Source organism: Paenibacillus sp. FSL L8-0470 (assembly GCF_038008625.1).
In the GTDB taxonomy this organism is placed as follows: domain Bacteria; phylum Bacillota; class Bacilli; order Paenibacillales; family Paenibacillaceae; genus Paenibacillus_AQ.
Map to the genome: position 1 here is coordinate 6,523,881 of NZ_JBBOZM010000001.1, position 12,835 is coordinate 6,536,715.

At 50.3% G+C, this 12,835-nt stretch carries 8 protein-coding genes; all 8 read right to left on the reverse strand.

Annotated features, from left to right (window positions below; translation table 11 throughout):
• Positions 1–413: 413 nt before the first annotated feature.
• Positions 414–728 (reverse strand): GNAT family N-acetyltransferase, encoded by a 315-nt coding sequence (locus NST99_RS29695; protein ID WP_341096512.1) that lies wholly within the window; start codon positions 726–728, stop codon positions 414–416.
• Between the two features lie 629 nt (positions 729–1,357).
• A complete protein-coding gene (locus NST99_RS29700) occupies positions 1,358–2,755 on the reverse strand; it encodes a hypothetical protein (protein WP_341096513.1) in 1,398 nt (465 codons plus the stop codon).
• A 136-nt stretch (positions 2,756–2,891) separates the two neighbouring features.
• Positions 2,892–5,948 carry a glycoside hydrolase family 2 TIM barrel-domain containing protein gene (locus NST99_RS29705; protein WP_341096514.1) on the reverse strand — a complete coding sequence of 1,019 codons (3,057 nt, stop codon included), beginning with the start codon at positions 5,946–5,948 and terminating at the stop codon, positions 2,892–2,894.
• A gap of 69 nt (positions 5,949–6,017) precedes the next feature.
• Positions 6,018–6,842 (reverse strand): carbohydrate ABC transporter permease, encoded by an 825-nt coding sequence (locus tag NST99_RS29710; RefSeq protein WP_341096515.1) that lies wholly within the window; start codon positions 6,840–6,842, stop codon positions 6,018–6,020.
• Positions 6,842–7,708, reverse strand: a complete 867-nt coding sequence (locus tag NST99_RS29715) for a carbohydrate ABC transporter permease (RefSeq protein ID WP_341097790.1) — start codon at positions 7,706–7,708, stop codon at positions 6,842–6,844. Before NST99_RS29715 ends, NST99_RS29710 begins: the two co-directional genes overlap by 1 nt.
• 132 nt (positions 7,709–7,840) lie before the next feature.
• Positions 7,841–9,142 (reverse strand): ABC transporter substrate-binding protein, encoded by a 1,302-nt coding sequence (locus tag NST99_RS29720; RefSeq protein WP_341096517.1) that lies wholly within the window; start codon positions 9,140–9,142, stop codon positions 7,841–7,843.
• Positions 9,143–9,429: 287 nt separating this feature from the next.
• Positions 9,430–11,196, reverse strand: a complete 1,767-nt coding sequence (locus NST99_RS29725; protein ID WP_341096518.1) for a sensor histidine kinase — start codon at positions 11,194–11,196, stop codon at positions 9,430–9,432.
• 21 nt (positions 11,197–11,217) lie between these two features.
• Positions 11,218–12,759, reverse strand: coding sequence for a response regulator transcription factor (locus NST99_RS29730; RefSeq protein WP_341096520.1), 1,542 nt, complete (start codon positions 12,757–12,759; stop codon positions 11,218–11,220).
• Positions 12,760–12,835: the final 76 nt, after the last annotated feature.

Genomic DNA, 12,835 nt, shown 5'->3' on the forward strand with positions numbered 1-12,835 from the left:
TTTCATTATTTATAGACGCTGCTAAAAGGAAATTGTTTCTATAAATTCAAATAGTCCCGTTGCAAGTGATTAGTTGGACTATATAAATTGAATTTAAGGATTTTCCATTTTGGCGAGGACGTAACTACGGTGAATATTTGGACTTCCGTCCGCTGTTGTCCCCAGATTTCTTGATTTAACTCGCTATATGCGGTGGAAATCCGGTGACAAAGGCGGTCGCTATCGCTCCTACAGTTCCAAAATCCCCCTCCGCTACTTTTGCCTTTTTGGATAGTTATTAAGTTCATTCTATATAATTTGAGAAACGGCAGCAGCAATATCGCCTGCTGCCCTTCGCGCTTATGTATGATTAAGCACAGACCCAATACCTTTCCATTCATAAACTAATAGGTTCAATTCAGAACCTGCAATCTTCACCTTCCTATCCCCAATCCCTGATATTGTTCAAGGATATAAATCGAGGTTAAGTCCGCTGAGTTTTCTACTGTATTCGTTTCTCTTTTTCCGCCATCGGCAAATCCAATAACTTCTCCAAGGTTATTTTCTGCTACAAAGACATAATTATCATCTTTAAATAAATTCTTAATCCATAATGCAGTCCTCTGTTCATAAGACAACTTCTCCAAAAATTCGTCAGGTATTATATTTCTATAAGTGGTTCTCCAACAATCCACATGTACTTTTGCTATCCCTTTAGCATCTGAAATCTTGGATTCTCTAATAATCATTGCTAACCCCCTCTGGATATTACCAATCCATCCAATTTTATTTAACGCATATTTTACCATGTTCAGTTAGGGCGTGTCTTCAAACCACTTCACTCGCCAAAACCTGCTGATGTATGCATTCTAAGGAATCACGGGTACAGTACCATTTTCTGATCACACGCGATGAAAGGTGTTTCGCCACTAGGTAGTTTTTTCGGTGGAGGCTTACGTCTCGGGGTTTTAGAGACTTCACTCTTCTTCCGAAGACGTGTGTGTGTCTGGAAAGTGTATTCCTGGCAGTACAAACGGACCGAGCTGCACTTATTCGGGACTTTTAGCCTGTTACAGTAGGGAAACGGACTCCAGTGCAGTTATTTCTCCCCGATGGCCATTTTTAGATAGAATGTAGCGCAGATAAGGTCCGCTGGGTCTGCAAAAGAGAATAAACAGAGGTTTTACTCTTCATAGCGTCTCCTGAGTCCGAGTAAACGAACCCGCTGCGGGCTTGAGTGACCCTACCTTCAATACTAAATCCCTGCTTCCCCAGAGCTCTTCCAGTTTAAAGACACTCTCTAGTGCCCCCATTTAGTCAGCTACACTTAAGAACTACAAAAAACCAGCCTCAACGGGCTGGTTCGCTGTAAGGTTAGCTAATGGAACGACAGCCGCCCGCCAATTTGGCGGATATGGTTTACGTCGGCCCACAGAATAAAATAATTGTAGAACATTCCCCCGATTTGGACTGGGCGGGGATATCTCACGATGAGGGCCGCCTGTTTGTTCATCTCCGCGGGTTGATCCGCTGACGGAAAAATGAAGCAGGCCTCCTGCTTTTGTATCGTCGTCATGACAATCTGAGGAGAAGATCCGTAAGGCCTCAACGGATGAAAGGCTTCGGAGCTGCATACCTCGGCAATCCGGTTGTCTGCTGAAATTGCGGATACCTGAAAAAAACCGCCGGGCCCTTCGTACCTCACTTCGCTGACCGGGCGCCAGTCCGAGGGATACGGAAAGGATACCCGGTACACGGAGTTTGTGTAGATGCTTTTCGGCACCCTGACTCGAGGAGACCATTGCAGGGCGGTAATTTGACCACCGCTGAGGACATTCACCGGCATCGGCGCTCTGATATCGGCAATCCAGAGTTGAGTTGCTCTTCCTGCATCAGTGCATCCCGATAAATACGCAATTCTGCTGCCTTCCGGCGACCAGCTGACGGGAGTCGCGAAACAGTCCGAAGCCGCTAAAGTCTTCTGCTGCTGACCGGTACGGCTGTCCACTTGGATGAGAGAATAATAATTCGGTGCCTTATAATCGGTTGCGCTATAAGCGATGGTTCGGGAGTCCGGGGACCATGCTGGAAAATAGTTTTTGGCGAGCGGTCCCCCTTCCAGTGTGTAGATGGTGCCGGTGGCCAGATCCACCGTGGAAATGATTGAGATGCTGCTGCCGGGAAACGTATAAAGCGCGAAGGCTCCATCCGGGGAAAGCCGAGCATCATGCAGCGGCCCTTCCGTATTCTGCGTGATTTGTCTCCTGTCTGTACCATCTGTCCGGATGCGGTAGAGCTGAGTGTTGCCGGTTGAATCCGGAGCAGCAAACAAAAGCTCCGTGCCCGAAGGGAACCATTGGACATCATTGGCACCCGGCTCCGGGAGGCTATTGCTGTTATGTGAGAATGTATCATAGATGACGATTCGCCCGTTTTTGACATACGCCAGAAATTTGCTGTCGGGGGACCAATCCAGCAGCGTGTAGGGTTCGATTTGGTCGATCCGGGCAGCCCTAAACGTGACGGTATCTATTAGATAGACCGCGTTGCCAATGCCAATAAAAGCGACTCTCCTGCTGTCAGGAGACCAATAAGGAACGGAAAACTCTGCACCCAGTCCCTTAGTAAGTTGAAAAGTAAAACCGTCCTGCGGTCGGTACAGCCAAATGTCGAACGTTCCGGCACGGTCCGATGTGTAGGCGATCCATTCTTGAACAAAATCATGAGGAACAGCTTGCACGGCCAACATCCTCTCCTGAATCATCTTATCTTTCAAATGTATTCAGTGGAGGGCGATTAGGCTACAGTCCCGGACCGGCGGTTTATTTATAGATCAGACCAAAACACAACCGGCCTTGGTCCCATGAACTTCAGGACCAAGGCCGGTTTACAGCTTTAATTAGCCTAACAAGCTATTTCTCTTCCGTTCCCACGCTTGAAATGAAAAACTCATATTCAAGACTTTGCTCTGCAGGGATGGTGTATTCCTTATATACTGGCGCGCCCCAGCTATCGTCTCCGCCTACGCCCATTTGTCTTCCTGCTACTGTCACTACGGTGTAATGAACCGCCGGAAGCTCGAACGCATGGCTGGCATGCTCCAGCTCGAACGCGGTATACGGTGACAAATTACATTCCACAGGCGCGGTTGCAGGGGCCGAGATTTGCAGGCCCACTCCCGATTTATCGGTAATCTTCACGCGGCGTACACCGGTGCGGTTACCGGATTCCTGCGGAACAAGGTAGCGGGACGGCAGCTCCTGCACGCTCCGGCTGAACACGCCAAGTCTGGCACCGTACGCACGGTCGATATAATTCTCCTCTGGTCCCATCGCATACCATTCCGTCTGGTCGTAGTCGGCCGGCATTTTGAAGGACAATGCCAGGATCGGCAGATCCGGAAGCCCGGCAGCGCCGTTGTAGCGGGTACGCACCCGCACCTTTCCGTCACCGTAGACCGTATAGGCGGTTTGAACCGACAGCCCGGGATGGATGCTGAACCGGTAATCAAAGCTCACCGTAACTGCACCTTCCTCCTGTGAAAGGCTCACCTCTACACATTTACGCGACAGGCTTGCAGCATACCAGCATCCGGCAATGTAGCCGAGATTGGTTCCTTTGTCGTTGTCGGTCGCCGCCCGCCAGAACAGCGGGGCCGGAGGAGCCGCAATCATTTCGCGGCCGTGGATGTTCAAGGACACCAGAGAACCAGCCTGTTTAGAGAACAGCACGGTGAAGTCCTCGCCGAGGACGCCGATCTGCACATCCCCTTCCACAACCTTCAGTTGGCCGGCTGGCTGCTCCGCTTCAGCTTCCTCTTGCACTACGAAGATGGACTCTCCAAAGGCAATTTCATATCCGGCCTCAGCCCAGAGCTCCGCATCCTTCAGCAGCAATGAGGCCTGAATGCTGTATTCGCCCGGTTTCCCGTCTGCTTGCGGCAGCTCAACCGGCACCAGCACCTCGCTTTGCGGCGAGGCATTGACATCAGTTGTCCAAGTGCCGAGCAGCTCGCCTTCACGATACAGCCGGTATTCCAATGCCAAATGTCCGGTTCCTGCGAACAAGCTTTCATTAATGAGCCGAATGCCTGTTTTACCAGGCTCCAGCTTGTAGTTCTGGTACAGGAATTTAACCTCCTGCATCTTCGGCGTCCACTGCCGGTCGGCGTAGACAATGCCATTGCCGCAGAAGCTGTAGTCCGTCGGACGGTCCCCGAAATCGCCGCCGTAAGCAAAATACTCATGGCCGTAACGATCCTTAGTAATAATCGACTGATCGATATAATCCCAAATGAAACCGCCCTGGTACATCGGGTACTTATTCTCCAGCTCCGTGTACTTATGCATGCCGCCCACCGAATTGCCCATCGCATGCATGTATTCGCAGCTGAGATAAGGCTTGTCCGGATTGCTGTTCAAATATTCTTCAATATCCGCCGGCTTGGCATACATTCGGCTTTCCATATCGCTTGTCGCATCGTAGTCGCGGTTATGGAACACACCCTCATAATGGACAAGACGGCTACTATCACGGCTGCGGAACCAATTCGCCACATCCAGAATGACCTGACCCGCATACGACTCGTTGCCGCAGGACCAGATTAGTATGGATGGATGGTTCTTATCCCGTTCCAGCATAGACTCTGCCCGGTCCAGCACGATATCGCGCCAATTCGGATCGTTGCCGGGAATGTTCCACGAAGGCTCAACAGCCCCCATCTTTTGCCACGAGCCATGGGTTTCCAGATTCATTTCGTCGATGACGTAAATGCCGTATTCATCGCACAGCTCATACCATAGCGTTTGGTTGGGATAATGCGACGTACGTACGGCGTTAATATTGCTGCGCTTCAGCGTACGGATGTCCCACAGCATGTCCTCACGGGTAATCGTCCGGCCGGTGCGGCAGTTGAATTCATGCCGGTTGACGCCTTTGAATACAATCCGCTTGCCGTTGATGCACATCAGCTTGTTCTTCAGCTCGAACCGGCGGAACCCCGCCTTCTGGACAATCGCTTCAATGAGCTTCCCCTGTGCATCGAGCAGCGAGATACACAGTGAATACAGATACGGATTCTCTGCACTCCACGTCAGAACATCCGCAATCTCTCCAGACAAGGTCAGTTCACGTCCGCTGAATGCGCCCTCCGTAACCAGCTGGACCTGTCCTGCTTTATCCTTGAGCTCAATTCTTGCGCTAACGTTCTCCTGCGGAGTATCCAGCAGCTGCATTTGAACATTCAGGCTTCCTTGCGTATAAGTATCGTCAAGCTCCGCCCGCACCGCGAGATCCCGGATATGCTGCTTCGGAACAGTATACAAATAGACGTCGCGGAAAATACCCGAGAACCGCCAGAAATCCTGATCCTCCAGCCAGCCTCCGGTACTGCGCTGGTATACCTCGACGGCCAGCTTGTTTTTGCCTGTACGCACATACGGGGTCAGATCAAATTCCGACGGCGTAAAGCTATCCTCGGCATAGCCGACAAATTCCCCGTTAAGCCAGACATAAAAAGCCGATTCCACCCCTTGGAAGGAGATATAGAGCGGTCCGTCCTCAAGGTTCGCCGGGAGACGGAATTCCTTCACATAGCTGCCGACCGGGTTATGCTCCTGCGGGTTGTGCGGCGGGCGGACATCACTTAGTCCATCCCACGGATACATCGTATTGACATATTGCGGCCGGCCGAAGCCCTGCAGCTGGATATGTCCGGGAACCTGAATGCTGTCCCATGCGGAGCAATTATAGGCTTCCGCAAAAAACGACTCTACACGGCTGGCCGGATTCGGCGCATAGCTGAATTTCCAGCTGCCGTTCAGGCTATAGCGCATATCCATCGGCGCACCCGCCTCTGCCTTAGCCATGTCTGCATAATAACGATGGTCCGAATGGGCCTCCAGCCGGTTCACCTTGAACACACCCGGGTCCTCCAGCCAGCTCAAACTTGGGGTAACTGCCAATTTCATTTCCTCCTTCAGAACGTGAACATAAGAATGTTAGCTGCTTCATTCTTATGTTCAGCTTATTAGTCATTGTTATTTCACGGAACCCACCATGCCGGCAACGAACTGCTTCTGCATCAGGAAGAAGACAAGTGCAGTCGGAAGCGTAGAAATGACAACCGCGGCCATAATCACGCCGAAATCCGGCGAATAACTGGAGCCCAGATTGGAGATCAGCAGCGGAATTGTCCGTTTCTCCGGGGTCTGCAGCACAATCAGCGGCCAGAGGTAATTATTCCAGCTGGACATGAACGTAATAATGGCGGCAGCCGAGTAAGTTGTCTTCATGGTCGGAACATAAATTCGGAAGAACAATCCCAGCTCCGACAATCCGTCCATCCGGCCGGCTTCCAGAAGTTCCCGCGGGAACATCTTGGAGCTCTGACGGAAGAAGAAGATCAGAAACGCCGTTGTGAAGGTTGGAAGAACGACCGCGGCCATCGTGTTGACCCCAATGAGCGGAGCTGTAGCGGACAGCTTTGAGAACATTTGATAGAGCGGTACCATCAACGCGGCGAAAGGAATCATCATGGATAGCAATAACAAATTGAAGACGATATCCTTTGCTTTGCTGCGATAAATTTCGAATCCGTATCCGGCCAGTGATGAGATCAGCAAGGCCAGAATCGTTGTCGTCACAGAGATTTTGAGCGTATTCCACAGAGCAGGCACAAGATTGATTGAATCCGTCAGTTTCTTGATATTCTCGATCAAATGACTTCCGGGAAGCATTCTTCCCTGAGTTACATCTACCGAAAGGTTTGTCGCACTAATAATCATCCACAAAAACGGGAAAATCGAAACGAGCGCTACAATGGACAGAAACACATAAATAGGTGCGCGGCGTAAGGTTCTCATTACTTATCATCACCTGCCAATTTGATTTGAAGGAAGGCCAGTACAACAATCATGACAACGATGGAGTAAGACACAGTAGCTGCGTATCCAAAGTCAGGGGTGTACTTGAACGAAAGGTTATATATATATTGGGAAATGGAGAGTGTCGCGTTGCCGGGACCTCCCTTAGTAATATTCATGATTTCATCGAACAATTGCAGCGTCCCGATAGTTGAGGTGATCGACGTAAAGAGAATAATCGGCTTAAGCAACGGTGCGGTGATCGAGAAAAATTGTCTGACCCCCGAGGCGCCGTCAATCCGCGCGGCTTCATAAATGGAGTTGTCGATGTTCTGCAGCGACGAGAGGAAGAAGATCATGTTGTATCCCGTCCACCGCCATGTAATTGCGATAATAATTGTGACCTTTGCCCAGAAGGGATCGGAGATCCACTGAATCGGTTCGGATAACAAATGCATGTTCATTAAAGCCAGATTCACCAGTCCGTCATTACCAAACAGATATTTGAATACGACGGAGTAGGCCACAAGCGAGGTTACACAAGGCAGGAAAATAGCGGTACGGAAAAACCCTTTGAAGCGCAGCTTGCTGTCATTAAGGAGCACCGAAATAATCATCGCAAAAGTGATCATGAGCGGCACTTGCACAATCAGGAACAGAAAGGTATTCTTTACGGCGGTAAAGAAGGTTTTGTCGCTGAGCAGCCGCTTATAGTTGCTTAATCCGTCAAAATGAAGATTGGCTCCTGCGCCCGTTTTGAAGGAGAGCAGCAAAGCCTGAATCATCGGATAAAAGTAGAACAAACAAATCATGAGGACGGCTACAGCAATAAATAACCAGCCGGTAAGCTTAGCGCGGTTGCGCATGGTATGGTTCACAGCTCTCAATCCTTTCTCTATACAGGCGTGAATCGGAAAACGGGTAAGCCGCCGTCCCCCCGCCAAGGCTTAAATCGGCCGGTACGGGAGGACAGCGGAGTAATCAGGTCCTACAAGGGGTTATTGGATTTGAGACTCCGCTTGGGACTGAGCATCGCCGAGCGCTTTATCTATATCCGTACCGTTCAGATAATTCTGCATTTCAACCTTGAGGATGTCCTCGATAGCATAGGTGTGCATGCCGTAGTTAACATTCGGAATTTCCGCAGTCCATTTTGCGAAGTCGGAAATGACCTTTTGTCCGCCAAAGTAGTTGTCTGCAGCAGTGTAAGCTTCCCCTTCAGCGGCCGGTTTATAGGTACCGATAACGCCAACGTCGGTCACAAGCTTTTGATACAGGTCAGTGTTGGAGCCAAGTGTTGCGCCCAGGAATTCAATTGCGGCTTCTTTGCCGTCGTTGTTAAGTACATACCAGGAGCTGCCGCCCAGGTTGGAGGCATGCACTGAGCCTGCCGCATTTTTCAATTTAGGGAACGGTACAACCGCCCATTTGCCGGACTGGTCAGCTGCCGATTTCACCGATGGTGTAATCCAGTTGCCTGTTGGAACGGATGCAACGGCACCGCTGTTAAAGCCGGCGAGGAACGAGCTCCAGTCGGAGTTAACCTTAACGATATCCGCAGACATTAGCTCTTTATAGCTTTCGAATGCTTCCTTCAGTACAGCATTGTCCTTCAGGTCAGGTGTTGTACCATCGCTCTTCAGATACCAGGAGCCGGCGGATTGAATCATCATCCGGATCAGCCCCAGATCGTTCGGGTCCTGGGTCAGCATATCTTTGCCGGTTTTGGCTTTGACTGCTTTGCCGATCTCAATGTACTTCTGCCAGTCGATATCCTGCAGATCGTCAACTGTGTAGCCCGCTTCCTGCAAATAGTCTGTGCGGACATACAGGCCTACAACCCCGGAGTCGAAAGGAACGCCATATTGCTTGCCGTTAAAGCTGGTTGGTCCGATCTTATAATCGGCGAAATCAGCGGGTTTAATGGCATCACCAAGCTCCTGGAAGGAGTCTGGATACGTTTGCAAAAAGCTTTGAGCACGGTAGTCTTCGATTAGAACGATATTCGGCAGCCCCGATGCGCTTCCCGAGTTGAGACCGGTGTTCAGCTTCTGGATAATATCATCCTGGGCATATTCGATAACGTTGATTTTAGCATCCGCATGGTCTTTCACATAGGCATCCTTCGCCAGATTCATCGCAGCGATATTAAAGTTTTTGTCCCATGCCCAGACCGTGATTTCCTTGGAGGTGCCTGTAGCTCCCCCGTTGTTGGTTTTTGCCTGGTTATTGGCGTTACTGGAGCAGGCTGTCAGCAGCATAAAGCCGGCGAGCAGAAGAGCAGTAGCTTTTTTCTTCATGATGTATATCCCCCTAACGTATATTTGAAAGTGCTTTCTTTATCAAGAATATCATCCTGGTCCTTCATTTCGTTAGAAATTAATTTAGTTAAAATAGTGATAATATTGTCTTTGTATCCGCTTCCATGGAGAGTGAGTTAGCATTTATTTTCTCCTTTCGCACTTTTTTTAGGTAAATTCCCGTCCAAGAAACATCGTTACATACAAAAAACCGGCGCCGTATATAGGGCTCCGGTTCATGGCGTGGCTTGGATAGTATGCTGCAAAAACACCGGTTCAATCCGTAGTTAGCAGGGGATTTTGATAGAAACCTTCGTCCCCTGCCCCGGTGTGCTGGAGATGGATACGCCGTAAGGCTCACCGTACAGCAATGTCAGGCGGTCATGAACGTTGCGGATGCCGATGCCGCTGAACAGCTGCCTGCTGACGGACGAGGCAGGAATCGAATCCTTGTTGTCCAGATCCATCCCATCTCCCGTATCAACCACCTCGCAGTGCAGCGTATCCCTGTCCTTCATAATGGTGACATAGATATAGCCGGAGGTTTTGATATTGAACGCGTGAAAGAAGGCATTTTCGATAAAAGGCTGAAGAACCAGCTTGGGTACTTTAGCAGACATGCAGTCCGGTGAAACGAAATAATCCACCTTAATGCGGTTGCCGTTGCGGACCTGATTAATATATACATAATGCTTCAGGTTAATAAGCTCCTCTTCCACTGTAATCGTCTCGTTCACATTGCTGATGGTGTTCTGGAGCAGGGAAATCAGCGCATGAATGGTCTCCGTCGCCTGTTCCTTGCTTCCTCTCTGCACCAGAATATTGACTGACGCCAGCGTGTTGTATAGAAAATGGGGATTGATCTGCTGTTGAAGCGCGGCCAATTCCGCCTTCCGCTGCTCCTTTTGGGTCTCCACGAGCTGACCGACATAGTCGTTCAGCTCTTTGAGCATATAGTTGTATGCGGTGCTTAGCTGTCTTGTCTCATAGGTACCGGTAACTGACATGTAGTTATGGAAACTTTTTTTGGTGACATTAGACATTTTTTTGACCAATGTGCGCAAAGACTGCGTCAGCCTCTTCGTCAGAAAATAGATGACAAGTACGGCTACGGCGGCGATTGCTGCAACGATCAGAAAAATCGCCTTTTTGTCCAGCAGCGTACCGATTGTCTGTTTCTTATCAATCAGATTCACAATATACAGGTTGTACGAAGGCAAATAGTCCGCCAGCACGATGACCTCCCGCCCGCCGATGGTGAGCTCCTGGCTGGATAGGCCCACCTCGGCGATCTGCTGCGCACTCTTCAGCAGGTCGGGAGACATGCTGCCGATTTGCTCCGTCCGGTTACTGGACACGATCAGGCCCGATGTATCCAGAAACATTACATCGTTTCCCTGGCTCGTAAAGCTGGCGTAGTTCTTGCGAAAGTCACTTTCACGGGTGAACATATACAAAGTGCCGTACGGCTTGGATAGACCCGGGGCGGTCAACGCCTTGGCGGCGACCAGATAACGGCTTTGTGAATTGAACGGGCTGGCGTCCATAAAGCTGTAGAAGAGCTGCCCATTGCGTTCCTGAGCGGCCTTTGTAATGGGATTGTTCTTCAACTCTTCTGATGAGCCCGACCAATAAGTAACATCGCTGGTGTAGCTTCTTCCGTTCACACCCAGAATGGAGAGGCCGATATTGGTCCCTCCGATGCCGGATTGAATGCGGTCCATCTGATCCCGCATACTGTAATACCGCTTGAAGTTCGCCAGTGAATTGATATCCTTCTCCGTCATGAAGCTTCTGATCACGCCGCTCTGCCCGACTTCAATAGCGCTGTTGACGGTTGCATAATGGGAGTTCTCCAAGGCACTTTTGATCTGGTCGATAATCTTGGAATTGGTGATGCTGAAGGTTTGCACGAATAGCTTTTGGGACATTTGTACGGTCACTCCGGTAATCAGGACGGTAACCAGAATGATGCTGATGACCATGACGGCGAATATTTTACTGAACAGGCTTTGATCCTTGAGCTTTGTGAGCCATTTCTCCGTTAGTCCCATTTCGGACTCCTTCCCGCTGCATTAGCCTTTCCGGTATTGACTGGGCGAGATTCCCATCAGCTTGCGGAATACTCTGGTGAAATAGCTGTGGTCTGAGTAGCCCACAAGACTGCTGATTTCGGAAATGGATAGACCGGCATTTTCTTTCAGCAGCAGGCACGCCTTTTCGATCCGCACCCGGTTTAAATATTCGTTGAAGCCCTCTTTGTTATGTAGCGCAAAATAATTAGACAGATAGGACGGGTTGAAATGAAATTGCCTTGCTACTTCGGTCAGCGTAAGCTGACGTGAATAATGCTCGTCGATATACAGTAAAATTTTTTGAATGGCTGGTACTCCGCCGCGGTTCTTGGTTACGCATTCCGTCGCAGCTTGCAAAAACTGCTCAAGCCGTATCTCCGTTTCACCGATATGCCGTGCCTCATGAATGGAGCGGAAGAATTCGTATTTGCTTTCGTCCAGGGCGCGGGCCTCGTAATGGAAATGCAGCAGCATTCCGATGATCTGAAACATACTGTGGCATAAAAACGATTTGAACTCGGACATCCCTGTATCTCTCCGGCCGGACATGGACGCGACATATGCGCTCAAGCGGCCGAAAGCCAAATCGAACTCCTGCCGGTTCAGCTCTGCGCCGAAGGCATCCTGATCGAAAGCGGGACCCTGCCGTCCCTCCTCGCCGTCATCTACCAGTAAACAATGATCCGGGAGAAAGAAGCGGCGGTCCAGCAGCTTCATCAGATCATCCTTATAGATCGTATGCAGTTCACTCAGCTCAGTGAAAACCCGGCTGACCGCGAGATTCAGGAACATATTTGCACGGATGCCCGCCGTGAATACCTGATCTGCAAGACGGATGAGCGCCTCATACCCAGCCTCCTCCAGATTAAACAGCAGACGGACATGCCCCTCCAGCGGAGACAGCCGGCGGAAGGTCACCCTGCTGACGCTGCTGTGCAGCAGAGAATGAATACTGTTCTCCAGCCATTCCTCTTTGCGGCTATTCGCAGCGGGTTCGTCGCCAGTATCAGCAATTAGCAGCACGAAGCCCGGTAAGGGGAACATCCCCCGCAGCGCTTCCTCGTCGTACTCCACTGGAAAGCCTGAAACCAGTTTGTCCAGAATATAGTCCGCGGATTGCCGCTTGTCGCTTCTCCAGTCCACATGCTGAAGCAGCGGAATCCGCTGCGCGGTTTTTTTCAGCACGGCAAGCAGGGAAGCGGCCTCCAGTCTGGGCTTCAGGATATAGTCGGCAACCCCGCTTTGGAAGGTTGAACGCACATATTCGAACTCACTGAAGCTGCTAAGCACGATCACCTCAATTTCCGGATACATCCCCTTGACGAGCCGGATCAGCTCTTCCCCGTCCATCACAGGCATAACGATATCGGTCAGGATGATATGCGGACGCTGTAATTCAATTAATTCAAAAGCCTCTCTTCCGTTGGAGGCCTCGCCTGCAATCTGAAACCCTTCCCCTTCCCAATCCAGCAGATGGATTATCCCCTGCCGTACCAGCATTTCATCGTCCACCACCAATATTTTGCAGAACGTTGTGTCCATGGCTTCTCCTTTTTGCGAACAAAAATACACTGAAAAAACAAAATGAAACCCGCTTGATTAAGGGGTTCCATCTCAC

Excerpts from the sequence above, each read along its gene's own strand:
- NST99_RS29695 (WP_341096512.1), bottom strand. The coding sequence starts at position 728 with ATGATTATTAGAGAATCCAAGATTTCAGATGCTAAAGGGATAGCAAAA.
- NST99_RS29705 (WP_341096514.1), bottom strand. The coding sequence starts at position 5,948 with ATGAAATTGGCAGTTACCCCAAGTTTGAGCTGGCTGGAGGACCCGGGT.
- NST99_RS29710 (WP_341096515.1), bottom strand. The coding sequence starts at position 6,842 with ATGAGAACCTTACGCCGCGCACCTATTTATGTGTTTCTGTCCATTGTA.
- NST99_RS29715 (WP_341097790.1), bottom strand. The coding sequence starts at position 7,708 with ATGCGCAACCGCGCTAAGCTTACCGGCTGGTTATTTATTGCTGTAGCC.
- NST99_RS29720 (WP_341096517.1), bottom strand. The coding sequence starts at position 9,142 with ATGAAGAAAAAAGCTACTGCTCTTCTGCTCGCCGGCTTTATGCTGCTG.
- NST99_RS29725 (WP_341096518.1), bottom strand. The coding sequence starts at position 11,196 with ATGGGACTAACGGAGAAATGGCTCACAAAGCTCAAGGATCAAAGCCTG.
- NST99_RS29730 (WP_341096520.1), bottom strand. The coding sequence starts at position 12,759 with ATGGACACAACGTTCTGCAAAATATTGGTGGTGGACGATGAAATGCTG.